General features: G+C 61.0%; 16 protein-coding genes. 11 read left to right on the top strand and 5 right to left on the bottom strand.

Features of this window, described 5'->3' with window-relative positions:
• Together IVB32_RS33500 and IVB32_RS33495 are read left to right on the top strand one after the other, a co-directional pair.
• Window positions 1–786, top strand: a 786-nt coding sequence (locus tag IVB32_RS33500) for a urate hydroxylase PuuD (protein WP_247412804.1), incomplete at its 5' end; no start/stop codon positions are given.
• A gap of 147 nt (window positions 787–933) precedes the next feature.
• The gene (locus tag IVB32_RS33495; protein ID WP_085362223.1) at window positions 934–1791 is read left to right on the top strand and encodes a VOC family protein; all 858 of its coding nucleotides are present in this window, start codon (window positions 934–936) and stop codon (window positions 1789–1791) included.
• Between the two features lie 346 nt (window positions 1792–2137).
• Here IVB32_RS33495 and IVB32_RS33490 read toward each other — a convergent pair whose 3' ends face one another.
• A complete protein-coding gene (locus IVB32_RS33490) occupies window positions 2138–3169 on the bottom strand; it encodes a L,D-transpeptidase (protein ID WP_247368250.1) in 1032 nt (343 codons plus the stop codon).
• A 183-nt stretch (window positions 3170–3352) separates the two neighbouring features.
• On the opposite strand from IVB32_RS33490, the gene IVB32_RS33485 reads away from it, so the two are divergent.
• The gene (locus IVB32_RS33485) at window positions 3353–4309 is read left to right on the top strand and encodes a lytic transglycosylase domain-containing protein (RefSeq protein WP_247367102.1); all 957 of its coding nucleotides are present in this window, start codon (window positions 3353–3355) and stop codon (window positions 4307–4309) included.
• Between the two features lie 49 nt (window positions 4310–4358).
• On the opposite strand, the gene IVB32_RS33480 is transcribed toward IVB32_RS33485, so the two are convergent.
• A complete protein-coding gene (locus IVB32_RS33480) occupies window positions 4359–5483 on the bottom strand; it encodes a DUF1236 domain-containing protein (protein WP_247412803.1) in 1125 nt (374 codons plus the stop codon).
• Window positions 5484–5585: 102 nt separating this feature from the next.
• Between IVB32_RS33480 and IVB32_RS33475 the strand changes: the two genes are divergently transcribed.
• The gene (locus IVB32_RS33475) at window positions 5586–6068 is read left to right on the top strand and encodes an NUDIX domain-containing protein (RefSeq protein ID WP_247367107.1); all 483 of its coding nucleotides are present in this window, start codon (window positions 5586–5588) and stop codon (window positions 6066–6068) included.
• Here IVB32_RS33475 and IVB32_RS33470 read toward each other — a convergent pair.
• A complete protein-coding gene (locus tag IVB32_RS33470; RefSeq protein WP_026233321.1) occupies window positions 6055–7029 on the bottom strand; it encodes a tripartite tricarboxylate transporter substrate binding protein in 975 nt (324 codons plus the stop codon). The two genes, IVB32_RS33475 and IVB32_RS33470, sit on opposite strands and share 14 nt — an antisense overlap.
• A gap of 443 nt (window positions 7030–7472) precedes the next feature.
• Here IVB32_RS33470 and IVB32_RS33465 point away from each other — a divergent pair, with 443 nt between their 5' ends.
• The 7 genes from IVB32_RS33465 to IVB32_RS43205 all read left to right on the top strand — a co-directional run bounded on the left by IVB32_RS33465 (window position 7473) and on the right by IVB32_RS43205 (window position 12798).
• Entirely contained in the window at window positions 7473–8129 is a 657-nt protein-coding gene (locus IVB32_RS33465) for a hypothetical protein (RefSeq protein WP_247367108.1), read from the top strand.
• Window positions 8126–8407, top strand: a complete 282-nt coding sequence (locus tag IVB32_RS42930) for an HGGxSTG domain-containing protein (protein WP_204510536.1) — start codon at window positions 8126–8128, stop codon at window positions 8405–8407. Before IVB32_RS33465 ends, IVB32_RS42930 begins: the two co-directional genes overlap by 4 nt.
• A 420-nt stretch (window positions 8408–8827) precedes the next feature.
• The gene (locus IVB32_RS33460; RefSeq protein WP_039799972.1) at window positions 8828–9178 is read left to right on the top strand and encodes a hypothetical protein; all 351 of its coding nucleotides are present in this window, start codon (window positions 8828–8830) and stop codon (window positions 9176–9178) included.
• Window positions 9179–9536: 358 nt separating this feature from the next.
• A complete protein-coding gene (locus tag IVB32_RS43220; protein ID WP_346348238.1) occupies window positions 9537–10943 on the top strand; it encodes an invasion associated locus B family protein in 1407 nt (468 codons plus the stop codon).
• A 335-nt stretch (window positions 10944–11278) separates the two neighbouring features.
• Window positions 11279–11623, top strand: a complete 345-nt coding sequence (locus tag IVB32_RS43215) for a hypothetical protein (protein ID WP_085362217.1) — start codon at window positions 11279–11281, stop codon at window positions 11621–11623.
• Between the two features lie 103 nt (window positions 11624–11726).
• Window positions 11727–12047 carry a HAMP domain-containing protein gene (locus tag IVB32_RS43210; RefSeq protein WP_346731075.1) on the top strand — a complete coding sequence of 107 codons (321 nt, stop codon included), beginning with the start codon at window positions 11727–11729 and terminating at the stop codon, window positions 12045–12047.
• Window positions 12004–12798, top strand: coding sequence for an adenylate/guanylate cyclase domain-containing protein (locus IVB32_RS43205; RefSeq protein ID WP_346731129.1), 795 nt, complete (start codon window positions 12004–12006; stop codon window positions 12796–12798). The genes IVB32_RS43210 and IVB32_RS43205 overlap by 44 nt, the downstream gene beginning before the upstream one ends.
• 160 nt (window positions 12799–12958) lie before the next feature.
• Here IVB32_RS43205 and IVB32_RS33440 read toward each other — a convergent pair whose 3' ends face one another.
• Both IVB32_RS33440 and IVB32_RS33435 read right to left on the bottom strand, forming a co-directional pair.
• Window positions 12959–14050 (bottom strand): PAS domain-containing sensor histidine kinase, encoded by a 1092-nt coding sequence (locus tag IVB32_RS33440; protein WP_247412802.1) that lies wholly within the window; start codon window positions 14048–14050, stop codon window positions 12959–12961.
• A gap of 351 nt (window positions 14051–14401) precedes the next feature.
• Window positions 14402–15349: a phosphatase PAP2 family protein gene (locus IVB32_RS33435; RefSeq protein ID WP_247367110.1), complete on the bottom strand. Its 948-nt coding sequence runs from the start codon at window positions 15347–15349 to the stop codon at window positions 14402–14404.
• Window positions 15350–15619: the final 270 nt, after the last annotated feature.

The following is a 15619-nucleotide window of genomic DNA, read 5'->3' as shown; positions in this document are numbered from 1 at the left end:
TATGAAGGCGCCTGCCGTACCGGGCTCGCGCAGCGCGAGCTGCCCTTCGCCATCGGCGGCTATCTGTTTCTGGTCGCATTGACCTATGCTTTCACCCACGTGCTGAGCGGGCGCGGCGCCTTCAACCAGATCGGGGCGATCATCGGCACCATCATGGTCGCCAACGTTTTCACCCTGATCATCCCGAACCAGAAGAAGATTGCGGCCGCCCTGATCGCAGGACAGGCGCCCGATCCGAAGCTCGGCAAGACCAGCAAGGAGCGCTCGGTCCACAACAACTATCTGACGCTGCCTGTCGTCGTGCTGATGATCAGCAACCACTATCCCCTGCTCTATGCCACCCGCTTCAACTGGATCATCGTCGCAATCATCCTGGCGCTCGGCCCCGTGATCCGCCATTTCTTCAACGAGCGGCACGCCGGGCGCAAATCGCCGTGGTGGGTGTGGGGCGTCGCAGCGGTCGGCGTGATCGCGATCCTGTTCCTCTCGGCGGCCGGCCCGCGCGAGGTCAAGACAAGCGCGCTGTCGGCGCAGCCGACGCTTGCCAATGTCGAGGAGATCGTGATGTCCCGCTGCAGCATGTGCCACGCCGCCGAACCGGTCTGGGCCGGCATCGTCACCGCGCCGAAGGGCATACTGCTGGACGCGCCCGAGCACATCCATCGCAACATCCGCCTGATCGGCCGCGTCGCCGCCTGGTCAAACGCGATGCCGCCGGGCAACATCACGGAAATGACCAGCGAGGAGCGCGCCATCCTCGCCGCCTATATCGAGCAGGCGCGCTGACGCCATCAAGTGTCAGATATCGCGCTTCACGGAATGAAATTTCCGCATGTCCCACCGATTTGAAAATGACTTGACCGCCTATCCGGCGTAGACAGGATTTGCGGCCGCCGACGGCGGTCCAGTCAGTTTGCACTCGGGGAAAGAACAGTGGCCCTCAAGAACGTCATCGGTATCGACCACGCCGTGGTCATGGTGCAGGACCTCGACAAAGCCGCCGAAAACTACCGGCAGCTCGGCTTCACCATCTCGCCGCGCGGCACCCACAGCGCACATATGGGCACCGGCAACTACACGATCATGTTCGACCCGGATTATATGGAGCTGCTCGGCGTGCTCGCGGCGACCGAGCACAACGCGCCGGCGCGTGCCTTCCTCGACCAGCGCGGCGAAGGCATCGAGCGCATCGCCTTCACAGCGGTCGATTCCACCGCCGGCGCGGAGGAAATCCGCGCGCGTGGCCTGGAGCCGATCGGCCCGACCGATTTCGAACGGCCCGTGACGCTGCCTGATGGCACGATCTCGGCGGCGAAATTCCGCACCTTCATGTGGCCGACCGCAGAAGCGCCCGGCGGCGTGCGCATTTTTGCCTGCCAGCACAAGACGCCAGAGACGGTGTGGATTCCCGAGCTGATGAAGCACGCCAATGCGGCCAAGCGGATCAAGCAGACATTGATCGCGACGCCCGAGCCCGCGAAGGAAGCCGCGGATCTGGGACAGCTGATCGACCGCGAGCCGAAGGCTGAAGCCGACGGCGCAGTGACCGTGCCCTCCGGTGGCGATCGTGCCGAATTCGTTTACTTGACGCTGGAGCAGCTCGGCAAACGTTATCCCGGCGTGCCGCTCGCGGGTCTTTCCGAACGCGGTGGCGCTGCCCTGGTGCTTGTCAGCGGCGATCTCGCTGCCACCGACAAGGCGCTTGGTTCGGCAGCCGTGCGCAGCGGACCTGCGATCTGCGTGCCGCCGGCCAAGGCGAACGGCACCCTGCTCGCCTTTGTTGCCGGCTGATTTGAACTAATTCTTCAACGAGCGTCTACAGGGCGGCCCCAGGCTTCGGGGCTACCCGCGCCTTCAGGGCCAAGCGCATGTTCAAAGAGATATCGCCGGTCGCCTATGACGCGCCGGCCGAACTGAAGAAGTGACCGTCGCTGAAGGGCCAGAGGCAAAAGGATCGAGGTCCGCCCTATCCCGTCTACAACGGCACGCTCGCCGACTGCGTCCGCGAGCTCATGGGCAAGCCATCAAGGGCATCTCGCTCTACGATATCATGACGAGGGCAAGCAGCGTTCGACCAGACCGTGCTGTCGCCCGGTGATGCCGCCGAAATCGCGATGCGCAAGGACTTTCCCAAAGACTAGTTCGAGGCGCGCCTACCGCCGGACTTCCGCCGCTGCTCGGACGAGGAGTCCGTCGGCGCATCCAGAAAGACCACCGGTGTGCCGCGCTTGACGTGCTCGCCCAGCGCGCGCACGTCCCAATTGGTCAACCTGACGCAGCCATGCGACGCGGACTTGCTGACCCTGTCGGGCTCCGCCGTTCCGTGGATGCCGTACCCCTGTGCGGACAAGCCGATCCAGTATGCTCCCACCGGATTGTTCGGGCCCGGCTGAACATCGAACGGCTGTTTCGATTTGACGCTTCTGAACTTGTAGTCAGGGTTGTAGTGATAAACCGGATTCTCGTGGGTGCTGGTGACCTTGAGCGTACCGCTCGGCGTCGGACGATCCGGACTTCCGATTGACGCGGGATAGAACGCGATCAGGGTGGCGCCCTGGTCGAATGCTTTCAGCGTCCCGTTCCTTTTGTCGACGTCGAGCCGCGCGATGTTCGGAAGCTCTCGCCGCGCCGGAACGTTTGCAACGACGATGGTCGCTCCCACCTTGTCGAAGGCCTTGTCCGGGTTGAGCGCCTTGAGCAGATCGGCGCTCATGTGGAATTTCTCGGCAAGCCCTTCGAGCGGGCTGGTGTAGCTCAGCGCCTTCAGCGGCTTCATGTCATCAAGCTTGCCGGGCAGCTCCTTCAGAAACGGGCCCTTCACATCCGCGTCCGTGATCTTGTATTCGACGAGGACGGCGCCTTCGCTCGCGGCGTTCAACTTGTCCCAAAGCTCGGGCGCGATCGTTTTATCCGATGCAACGCCGTTCTGCTCGGCGAATGCTTTCAGTGCCTTCTGCGCGTTCTCTCCGAGCTTGCCGTCGATCTCCCCGGGCGAGAACCGCGCACGGTCGAGCAGAATCTGAAGCTTCACGATCGCGGCGTTGAGCTTGTCGCTAGCAGGTTGCTTTGCGGGACGCGCAGCATCGTTCACCGCTGCCGCATCGAGATTGCCCGCAAGCGCCGAAGAGATCGCCGCCAGCGAAATCACCGCGCCAAGCATCCACCGCATCATCTCGCTCGTCCCAATTCGCCCACCCCGCAAAATCGCGGAGAAGAGAGTTTCCCGCGGGAACACCGTAGTAACACCGTGGGAACCGACGAGACCGCAGCTTTGCCGCAATCGCTCGGTTAATAACTCTTTATCGCCGGCGCATCGCTGGCCGTTCACCCACAGTTCGAGGTTGCTCCAGCAATGCGATTTGTCGTCGCGGCGTGCGCCGCGTTCATGATTCTGATGTGCGACTTCGATCCGTCGGCGTCCCGCCAACCATCAGCTTTCGATCACGCCGTTCTTCAAAACACTCAGGCCTCGTCACTTGTTCCGGTGGTCGAGCTGTTCCTTGCAAGCGTGCAGGCCCTCGAGCTCGCCAATGCGCGTGCGGCTTATGAGGAGACTCCCGAGACGCCGGATACGGTCGAACCCGTCGCACAGGCGCCGGTTTCGTCGACGGAACGCTTCTGCCACGCGCTCCGCGGAGCTGCCGAAGCCAGCGGCATTCCAGTGCCGTTCTTCGCGCGTTTGATCTGGCAGGAGAGCCGCTTCAAGTCCAACGAGGTCAGCCAGGCCGGCGCGCAGGGCGTCGCGCAGTTCATGCCGGAAACGGCAGCGGAGGTCGGGCTAGATGATCCGTTCGATGCGATGAAGGCGCTGCCGGCATCGGCCAAGTTCCTGCGCAAGCTGCGCGACGATTTCGGCAATCTCGGCCTTGCCGCAGCCGCCTACAACGCAGGTCCCGGCCGAATCCAGAAATGGCTCGCCAAAGAGAGCGAGCTGCCGCGTGAGACACGCGACTATGTCCGCATCATCACCGGCACCAGGGCCGAGGACTGGACCGAACGCGCGGAAGCCCTCGCGATCCGGATCGACCTGCCGCGCGAAGCACCCTGCGAGGGCATCGGCAGCCTGTCCAAGACGAAGGACGTCGCCTGGGTTCCGGTGAACCTGACGCCCTCGGTCGCCACCATCATTCGCAAGGCCGAGCAACTGGCGGCGCGATTGACCGCCAGCCACGCACGCAAGCGGCTCGCATCTCTGATCCGGAAGAACACCCACGGCAAGGCACGCAGCATGATCGCCGCGCGTGCGGCGGGAAAGAGCGCGAAGGCCCGCGCCATCCGTTTTGCAGCGCGCGAACGATCTTCGGGCTGATGCGCAAATCCGGAAGCCGCTCGATGGAGCGGCTTCCAGTGGCCGCGAACTAGTCGATCTCCTCGATGATGCGGCGTTCGCGGGGCTCGACGACATAGGTCCGCGTATCGCGGTGGATGTAGCGGTACTCGCGCAGGTCGGGCGCGTCCCGATAGACGGTGCTCGGGAATTCCTCGACCTCGACACTCTCGGGAACGCGGTCACCAACATGGATCTCGGACCGCGCGGTGCTGCCGGTGGTCTGTCGTTCGCTCCGTCCCTCGGTGCGGGTCTTCGCATGCTTGCGGATCACTTCGCGATCGCGATCCGAAAACTTGCTGGCGCTGCGCTCACGCGTGGTCGTCGTTGTCGCGGTGGATTGTCCCGAGTACGGCAGCACGGTTACGATCTTGTATGTCGCCGGATCGACCACGACGATTTCATCCTTCACCAGCGCAAAGCTGTAGCCGCGATATTGCGGCACGATCTCGACCACATCGGGTGGCAGCGTCGATAGCTGGACATCGCGCGGCACCACCGTGCCGACGTTGAGCGAGAAATTGACGCTGGTCAGCGGCCGCACGTTGAGATGGGAGATGGACGCGCTGATCTTGGTCTCCTGCTGCTTGTTGAGGTTGACGTCAGTGCGGGCGGCGGCCTGTGAATTGGCACCGGTCCGCTGGTCTTGCGCCTGATTGCTGCTCGGCGTGTTTGGCGATTGCTGGGCCTGGTTGGTACCAGATGAACCAGGCGCCTGCTGCGCCTGATTGGTATTGTTCGACGGAGGGTTCGAGCGATCCTGCGTCTGGTTCGAGTTCGCCGCCGGCGGATTGGCGCTCTGCTGCGAGGCGGGCTGGTTGCCGGCCGCGTTGGAGTTTGCCGTACCACTGGGCGGCCGCGAGGACGTGTCCGCGCTGTTGGTGGCGTTGGTCCCGGAGCCGGAATTGGCCGATCCGGAAGACGGAGTGGTCGCCTGGGTATTCTGTGTCGACGCTCCGGGCGTTGATGATTGCTGCGGCTGCGATGGCGACTGCTGTGTTTGTGCCGCGCCAGACGGCGACGTGTTGGACGGAGCTGCGGAATTGGACTGGGATTGCGGCGTTTGCTCAGACTTGGTGTTGCTGCTTGGCGATTGCGCAAAGGCGGCGTTCGCCAGCACCAGCCCTAAGGCTGTCGTTGCCAACAGGCGGATCATGGTTCACTCCCTTGTTCGGTCAAAGCGTTGGCTATTAACCTGCGCTAAAAGCGTCTGTTCCGCTTTTTCCCGGGCGAATGCGCCGCCTACACGGAACCTGCGATGCCATCGAAAAGCGCCGGGATCATTGCCTATCGCAAACGCGGGGAGCTCGAGGTTCTGCTCGTTCATCCCGGAGGACCGTTCTGGCGCAACAAGGACCTCGGGGCATGGTCGATTCCGAAGGGCGAGTACGCAGACGAAGACGCAGAAACCGCCGCGCGACGGGAGTTTGCCGAGGAGCTTGGGCTTGAGCTGTCCACGCCGCTGACTTCGCTTGGCCAGGTCAGGCAGCGCGGCGGCAAGATCGTCACCGCGTTCGCGGCCGAGTTCGACGTCGATTTGCGCAGCATTCGCAGCAACACATTCGAGATGGAATGGCCGCCACGCAGCGGCAAACGTCAGACCTTCCCGGAGGTCGACCGTGCGGAATGGTTCACGCTCGCAGCAGCGCACGAGAAGATCAACACAGGACAGCGCCCGCTGCTCGAGCGGCTGGCTGAGGTGGCCGACAGCACGCCAAGCAGACGCCCTACTCCGCCTTGATGTTCGCCGCCGCCACCACTTCGGCGAGTTCCTTGATCTCCTTCGCGATCTTGGCGGCGTAGTCGGCCGAACTCAGCACGCTGACGACGCCCTGCGTCTCCAGCCGCTCCCGTAACAGCGGATCGTTGGCTGCGGCGACGATCTCCCGGTGCAGCATCTCGAGCGTCGGCGCGGGGGTTGCCTTCGGCATGAAGAAGCCGACCCAGAACGAGATGTCGAAGCCGGGATAGCCGGCTTCCGCGACGGTCGGCACATCAGGCAACGCCGGCAGCCGCTCGGCGGAGGACACCGCGAGCGCGCGCAGCTTGCCGGCCTTCACCAGCGGCACGGCGGATAAGGGATCGAACACTGCCAGGACCTCCTGCGCGAGGATACCGACCTCGGACGCAGCACCACCGCGATAGGGCACGTGGATCATCTTGACGCCGGCCCTCTCGCTGAGCAGCTCCATGGCGAGATGGGCAAGGTTGCCGTTGCCGCCCGAGCCGTAGGCAAGCGCGCCGGGCGCAGCCTTTGCCGCGGCGACGAGATCGGCGACGGTGTTGATGTTGGCCGTCTTGGAATTCTCCGGATTGACCACCAGCACGAGCGGCGCCGACACGACGGTGGTGAGCGGCGCGAAGTCCTTTTCCGGGTCGTAGCGGATATCCTTGAACAGCGTCTTGTTGAGCGTGATCGTGGAGGAGTTGCAGGCCAGCATCGTGTAGCCGTCGCCTTCCGCACGCGCGACCCCTTCGGCCGCGATCATGCCGTTGGCGCCGGCGCGGTTCTCGACCACGAAAGCTTGTCCGAGCTTGTTGCTCAGCCGATCGGCGACGATGCGCGCGACGACGTCGACCGGGCCGCCCGCGCTGAAGCCGACCATGATCTTGACCGGCCGCACCGGATATTTTTGCGCGAAGGCCTCCGTCGTCACGCACAATCCGGCGACGATCGCCAGCAGGCGAAGCGTTCGTTGCATTCGTTCTCTCCCCAGACGAATCGCGCCACTTCTGCGGGCCGCGGCGCTTTCGCGGATCATGATGAGCGGCCGCGGCGGATTTCGCAATCGCGTTTTCAGGCCGGCATTCCGTCGCGCGGCAGGTCGGAGCCGGTTCGAAACAAAAAACGCAAAAACAACCCCATGCACAGTAGCCGACGCTTGCGAGATCAAGGACTTGCACGAACGAGGATTTGCACGAACGAGGATTGCGCGCTTCGCAATCTTCGTTTGACACGTCGGGCAAAACACCGGCAGAATGCCATCATCGCAACAATCGTCAGCGTCCACGCCGCCCGACCACGGGGCGTCGCGCGGCGATTGCGCGTAAGCCCTTCATCAACATCCCGAAAATCCCACAGGCGCGCAAGCCGAGCGATCGATGTCGCGCGCAATGAGCCCCGCGCGGTCAAAGGACACAGCACATGACGACATCTGCCAAACGCCACAGCAAGCTGCCGGTTGCGGCAAACGATCGCAGCGGCCCCGACGCGAGCCCGCGGATCAAGCTCTACAAGCGGGGGATTGCGATCCGCCATGCCGACCCCCAAGCCGGCGAACGGCTGCTGGCCGAGGCGCTCGGTGCCGCCGACCGCGACGCGCTGCATGGTCTCCTCAAGCAATTGGTGAAGGCCAGCGTGACCGGACGGAAGCCCGATGAAGCCAATCTCGCCTTCATGATCTCGCTGGTGAAGAGCATCGCGCCGAAGGACTCGATCGAGGCCATGCTCGCGGTGCAGATGGTGTCCGTTCACGCCGCCACGATGCGTTCTGCCTGCCGCCTCGCCCTCACCGACGACGTTCCGCAGCAGGAGAGCCTCACACGCGCGCTGACCCGGCTGGCCCGCACCTTCGCAAGCCAGATCGAGGCACTCAGCCGCCACCGCAACAACGGCGAGCGCGCGATCACGGTCCGGAATTTGTCGGTGCAGGACGGCGGCAGGGCGATCGTGGGCAACGTGACCCAGCACGCCAGCATGATCGTCGCGGAGCCGCACGCTGCGGCAGCCGCAGGACTGGTCCCGCCGCGTGAGGCCGGCGAATACGAACGGGCCGAATCCAGACAGGGCAGCAATGCATGAGCGGCGATCACATCCGCAACACCGGCGCGATGTGGACGAGCCCGCGCTGCGGCGCCGGGACGCGCAGCGGCCTCGCCTGCCGCGCGCCTGCAGTGCACGGCAAGTCTCGCTGCCGCATGCACGGCGGCGCACGGAGATCAGGCGCGCCGAAGGGAAATCAGAATGCGCGGACGCATGGCGAATTCACGGGTGATGCGGCCGCTGAACGAGCGCAGGATCGAGCCGTGCTGAATGATGCGTTGAAGCTCCTTGCGGAGCTGTCGCGAGTTGCCGAATAGGCCATAAAGGTGATGCACCGTAGATCGTCGTCGTTGACGAACGCGGTTGTGGAGACCCGCAACAGATGCCCTGCAGACTCATGCACCGTGGGTCATTTCCTTAAGTCTGTGAGGGCTTTGGTCGGCTACGCCGTCATGAGCGGACAAGCTCGGCGCCAGCCCAGAGGTCGGCTAAGGGCAGGCTAGGCCAAAGAAGCAGCTGCACTGACCTTTAGTTGAATCGTTGTCGTATTTGAACCTTCGCTCGAATTTCCGGACTCACCTCAGTGGGGATGGGAATGAACTGTCCCATCACAGCATCGAGCGATCGTAGCTATCGTCACTCGTCAGCGGCAGTTGCAACGGATTTAGTTTCCGGGTTGCCAGCCTAAGCCGCACCAAGCCAGCGGATCGGCCGGCGAATATCGCGGAGGCAAACAGATGTTTCCAGCGAAACTTGCGGCATCGTTGCTGGGTTCAGCGTTGCTACTGACGCCGGTCCTTGCACGCGACGATGGCCGATACGACCACTCTCCGCTGAAGTCTTGGTTTGAAAGCTTGCAGAGCGAATTTGGAAAGTGCTGTACTGATGCCGACGGATACATAGTGTCCGATGCCGATTGGGAGTCCAGTCGGGGCCGTTACCGCGTCCTCATCGACGGCGAATGGGTGCTCGTACCTGACGGTGCGGTTGTCACAGAACCAAACCGCTTCGGCCGTACAATGGTCTGGAGGCATTACATAGACGGCCATCCGCGCGTCCGATGCTTCATGCCCGGATTCATGACTTGACCTCACTTTCAAGGTGCTCCGCTTCGGGTCATTCGCGCCGATTTGCCCGCGTATTCTCGATGTCCGCTATGGCCCTAGCTGCCGGCGTGCCGGATACTTCGCCTTCAGGCCCACAAGCAGACCAACGACGATAGCGGCGGCGGGGTTAAAGCTCGAAACAGCCCCTAAGGCCGTCAAAAAGCCAGAAGCCGCATGAAAGGCCGTGCACGCTCATCCGAGTTTCCGACGACGCTTTTTTTGCTAGGCCACTAAGCCGCACGACGTCGGGAACTTGCGGTTGGTCGCTTTGATCCAAATCAACGGATTCCTGCCTCCGAGACCTAGCGTCAGACCCAGACCAGATCGTCGGAGAAAGAAGATGCTGAAGCACTTGCTGGCCATTCTTCTTTTGCTGGCTTTCCCCTCGGCAGTCCATTCCCCAGCCGCGGCAGATGACCGAACTGCGGGACAAGTAATCCAAGAGGAAATTTGGGCGCTGCCGTTTCCACTGCCGGTGCTTGCCTTCCTGGTACGGCCGGTCGGAGATGGTCCGTTTCCGCTAGTGATTATGAACCATGGAATTTCGCTGGACGCCAACCAGCGGACGATGTTTCCGGCGATCGAGTATCGGGACGCGGCACGTTGGTTTGCACGTCGCGGTTATGTGGTCATCTCGCCCGTCAGGTACGGGGCCAGCAGTCTCGATGATAAAGATCAGGGTCTCTACGGAGCCGTCTTTGCCCACGTCGGTAGCTGCGACAACCCAAACTTCCGTGGTCCCGGGCTCGCCATCGCCACTCTGAACGAGTGGGTCATCGACTACATGAGCAAGAAGAAGATGATCCAGCCGGGTAAGGTCATCGTCGTTGGCCAGTCGGGCGGCGGATGGGGCTCGATTGCTCTTGGGAGCCTAAACCCGTCATCAGTTCAGGCCATCATTACCTTTGCAGCGGGACGCGGAGGCCGAGTTGACGGCAAACCCAACAACAATTGTGCTCCCGACAAGCTCGTTGCCGCCACTAGCGAATTCGGCCGCACCGCACGCGTACCGATGCTTTGGATCTACGCGGAAAACGACAGCTACTTCGGTCCGGAATTGACGATGAGGATGCATCAGGCCTTTGTCGAAGCGGGCGGAAATGCCGATTATCGTATGCTCCCGTCCTTTGGGACCGACGGGCACTTCATGATCGATTTCGCCGACGCGGTGCCGATCTGGTCGCCCTTGGTATCGCAATTTCTGGAGAAGCATTCAGCGACCGCTCCGCCGCTTGGGCAGCCAGTCAACGGCCCTTCTGCCCAGCGGGAGCCTCCGTCGAAGCCGCCACGATTGCGGCTGCCTGAGAACATCCATTTCTCAACCTGGAAAAAGCTTTGTTTCGCCTCATCCGATCGAACCAACATATGCCGATCGACGTCAACCGCCACGGACGATCTCGATCAGATCGTGGCCCGTGTCGATCTGATCGAACGAGCTGACGGTCCCGCTCGCCTGCAGCTGTTCGTTCCGCAAGGGGCAAATCTGCAGCAGGGAGTCAAGGTGACGGTAGATCAAGGCAGTCCTGTCCAGGTTCCTTTCACCTGGTGTCTCACCAACATCTGCATCGCAGCACGTGGAATTGAACCAACGGTGGCGGCTCAAATGGAAGCCGGCCAACAGCTCAAACTCGAACTCACAGACCTTTACTCCTCTTCGGTGACGATAAAGTTGCCGCTGAGCCAGTTCGGGGCTGTTCACCAAGACCCGCCTGCCGAAACTTTCGATTTCAGCCTGACTGAAGAATGAATGGAGTTGGACCGCCTGACGGGGCTGACCGAAAGGAAGCTCGACTGTGAGTACGTCGGATATGCCTCTACGGAGCACGAGACAACGGATCCTCGCTCTTAACGGACTGAAAAAATTCTCCGGATCGACGATCAAGCAGTCAATCCGGCAGCGAATTGTAGCAATCGCTGTCGGACTGATCATCCTCATGCTCGTGACGTCGGTCCTATCGATCGCGATGGTCAGGCGAGTCGGCTACCTCCTTGATGAGCTCTCTGCACGTTACGCACCTATCAACGCCCCGTCTGACACGGATCAATACTCTATCGCTCGAACGAGGCCTCGGGCTCCGCCGCATGGTGATCGCGAAGATGCAGGAGCCGCCCGATGTGCTCGGATATAGAGCCCGCTTGGAGCTCTACAACGAGAAGGGAGCCGAGGTCGAAAGCGAAGCGCAAGCCGCGCGGACACTGATCAATTCGATCATTGAAGACACAAGTACACCATCGGACAACGCAGCCCTGGCGCGCATCGACAACCGGATTGAAAATCTGGACGATACTCGCCGCCAGCTGAAGCAGGAGACCAGAGAGCTACTTTCACACCTTGAGGCGAGAGACTTTCCAGCGGCGAGACGCAGCCTTGCGCGAGCAGACGCTGTTCGCGACGACTGGATGAGAAGGTCAGTGCTATTCGATTGAGTATGCTGACCGTCAGCGAGGGGGCTATCGCAAAAGTGAGGTCGGAACAGACCCGGGTGGCGCTGACCTCGGCCATCGTGACGCTGCTTGCCGCGATCGTCGATTGATCTTCGCCAATCTGGTCAGCGGCGGCATCATTCGCTCTGTCCGACTATTGCTTGAAGGTGCCCGAGCGGTGGAAGCGGGTCAGCTCGATCAATCAATCGATGTAAGGGCGACTGACGAAATCGGACAACTGGCTGCCGCCTTCAATCGAATGATTGTGCATTTGCGCAACAACCAACGATCAAGGAAACATTCGGAAAATACATCGATCCGCGCGTCGTTGAAGGCTGATCGATCACCCAAATTTGGCGGCCGCCGAAGGCCAGCGCCGGGTGATGACTGTGTTGTTCTGCGACTTGAAGGGCTTCACCAGCCTTAGCGAAGGCGTGACCGCGCAAGGTCTCGTCAAGGTCATGAACCACTGCCTTTCGGTCATGTCCGAACCAATCCGGAACAACCGAGGGATCATCGACAAGTATATCGGCGACGGCATCATGGCTTATTGGGGCCCACCTTTCGTCGACGAGCCCGATCATGCCCGCCTTGCATGCCTCGCCTCCCTGGAAATGATCGAACGTATCGGAAAATTGCGCGAGGAGATTCCTGAGCTACTTGGCGTTCGCGCAACTCCAATGAAGCAATGCGATCTAAGGATCGGGATCGCGACCGGCGAGGCGCTGGTCGGCAGCATCGGCTCCGACGTGATGATGAGCTACACCGTCATGGGCGATGTGGTGAACCTCGCCTCGCGGCTGGAAGGCGCGAACAAGGTGTACGGCACCCGCAATCTCGTTTCCGAAAGAACTATTGCTGCCGTGGGCACTTCACTTGAGGCGCGGGAGATCGATCGCATTGTGGTGGCGGGTCAAACTCGTTTCGAGGCCGTTTTTGAAATCCTCGGAAGCCGAGCTGATGTCACGCCACAACAACTGGTATTGCGGGACAAGTATCTGGAAGGGCTCTCGAACTATCGCAACCGGCGATGGGATGATGCGCTTGCTGCGTTCAATGCGTCGCTTGAAGCGATGCCCGACGACGGGCCTGCAAGGGCCCTAATCGAGCGCATCGGAAGCTTCAAAGCAGAACCACCTCCGAACGACTGGGACGGGTCGCGGCACATCGAAAAATGAGCGCCGGGCTGATACGGCGGACGTCTCCAATGGGTCACAAGCGGTCCTCCACCGGCTGCGCGCGGCAGGTCAGCTACGGGACAGGACACGACATGACGGCGGGCCCGTGAGGGGCTCCTCGTCCTCGCGGCAGTCAACATGGGTCGGGTAAAAGCTCCCACTATTGTGGTGACATTTCCAGATTTTCGAGCGGAGCCGTGAGGCGGCAAGTGAGTCCGGTCGATTCATAGGACACCGCAACCGACCCTCTGAAGTCGTATTCCAGCGCCCCCGAAATGAGTTGCGAACCGAAGCCTTTATCGGCGGGCTCCGACACAGATGGACCGCCGAATTCTTGCCAGACGAAGACGAATTTTTGATCACCCGCCTGATCTTCGGTTGACCACACGATGGACACCCGGCCGCCTGTCACGCTCAGAGCGCCATACTTTACTGCATTGGTGGCGAGCTCGTGAACCGCTAAGGAAAGGGCGAGAGCCTGTTGCGATCTGAGAACAAGCGGAGGACCGGACGTCGTAATCCGGCCTTCGCCTGTTCTGTAAGGGCTCAGGGCCGTGTTGACGACATCTCGAAGAGGGGCAGCAGCCCAATTCGCCGCAGTCAGCAAGGCGTGTGCTCGTCCGAACGCGGCAAGTCGTGCCTTATACTTTTCAAGATCGGCGCGGCTCGATACGTCACGAAATGTTTGGCTGGCAACAGCACCAAGCACAGCAAAGGTGTTCTTGAACCGGTGCTTTAGCTCTTCGTTGATAAGCTTCAGGGCTTCCCTTGCCATGTGCTCGGAGGTGACGTCTTTACAGACAACGAGTACGCCGCCGACTTTATCTTCAAGGTCAATTGGACCGAAGCTGTACGTCCACCAGACATCCTCGCGCCGACCGTGGCGGGTTACAGGCACCAATTGATCCTCATGCCACGTCGCCCCCTTACCTGCCATGACGTATTCAATCTGGGGACCAATGATGTCCCATATTTCATCCCAGCATTCACGGCCGCCCGCGCCCAAGGCGCTCGGATGCCGCTCGGGACCCATCGTTTCGCGATACGCATCGTTATAGAACTGGATGAGGTCCGGTCCCCACCAAATGAACATCGGGTGGCGTGAGGTAAGAACGAGCCGCACCGTGACCCGAAGACTTTGCGGCCACGCTTCCGGCGAGCCGAGCGATGTTTTTGACCAGTCAAACGCTCTTGTGAGAGCGCCCATCTCGCCGCCCCCCGACAAGAAAAGGCTACCTGTGTCCCCGCCCATGCGCGCAACTCCTGACACGTTGCCCAAGCCTAAAGCCAAAATTCTCGGCAATGCAATGTCGATGGTTGGTCAAAGCGGTCCACGCCGGGCGCTGCGATAGATCAGTTTCGGGCCAGATGGGGGTGCCACTACACCGGGCGCGCCGGCGACATCGACCGGACCCTGGCGATGTCCGTTCCGGGTCATTCGCGTCGGTTTGCCCGCGTGTTCTCGATGTCGGCTGGCCCCCGCTCCGGTGTACCGCAGGCGATGGCGACCTTCGCCTTCGGGCCACAAGCGAGCTTCAATCTGTTTGTCGTTTGATGACCTCTGCCAAGACAAATCGCTCTGTCGCTTGCGGAGCGTGGATGACTATCCGGCCGCGTGCGATGGCGAGGTGTTCCATCGCGCAAACAAAACGCCCCAGCGAAGCTGTCGAAGGCAAGCGAGGCAGAGAACGATGCCCGCACCGGCGATGATATCGATGAAATAGTGGCCGCCTACAGTAGGTGTTGCAGCAAGCATCAGCAAGTTCAAGACAAGGTATAGTGGGAAAAGCATCTTCACGCCTCGGCTGGCGTATATAAGTATTGTGGCCAGCGCAGCGTGGAACGAAGGAAATGTGATCAGACCATTCACGTGCGTCAACGAAATGCGTGTCATCTCGCCGCTTCGGAGTGCGTTGAAATCGATCAAATGATACGCGTCGACGCGTTCGACGACGCCAAAGTAGACCCATGCGCTCGCTGCCGGCAGTCTCCATGAGATCAGAAGAATCACGAGGAGCGATGTTACGAACAGCCAAACAAACTCTCGCATCCTTTCAAATCGCCCGCACGCACTCAGCCACACCAACAAGATGGCGACCTGCAGCATACAGCTGTGATACGCGACTGCGAGGACCGCTTTGATAATTGGTCTGACCTCAACCCACTCAAAGAAAGCCAGCCAATTCAGTCTCAGCAGGGTGTCGACGCCGGCCAGCTGGGAATCGACCAACGGAAACTTTGCCGTGATGGTTAGATAACTCAGGATCGCGCCCACGACCGTAAAGGCAATGATCTGAGCCAAAGCCGTGGCAAGCTCAGCGATACGCCGATCCGGCCTCAACCTCGTGTAAACAAAGGAGAGAAGAGCAGCAGCACAGAACGCAATCGCTTGCGTCGGATCGATAGCCATCGTCATCCCAGCGGCGCGAAGCCATACGAGGTCAACGGCTGCAACAATCGCAATTGCGATCCACAAGCGCAGAATTTCGCTGAACCGATAAGCATTGAGGACGGCAAAGACAAAGCCTTCATTTCGCATCACTCTGTCCATCTATCGCATCGTTCGGGATCCCTGACCCCTTCTGGAGCATCAATATCTGGTGCTCATCTAATGATTGTTTAATTTGGTTCACACAATTTGCGCGTGTTGAACTCGATGGGTTCCGCGCTGCTCATCAAATCTGACTACGCGTGTTCGCATTGAATCATCGGCTGACCGTAGGCTCCGAGGGAGCTCACGTCCGCTTCGGGTCAAACTGCGACTCCGCTTTGCATGAGCGACGGTCCGGTCTAGCTCGCGAACGGACGTCACGATCGCTCG

The organism is Bradyrhizobium sp. 23 (assembly GCF_023073295.1).
Classification (GTDB): Bacteria; Pseudomonadota; Alphaproteobacteria; order Rhizobiales; family Xanthobacteraceae; genus Bradyrhizobium; species Bradyrhizobium canariense_D.
Note: the sequence above shows the minus strand (reverse complement) of the source record. Positions and strands in the feature narration are given on the sequence as shown.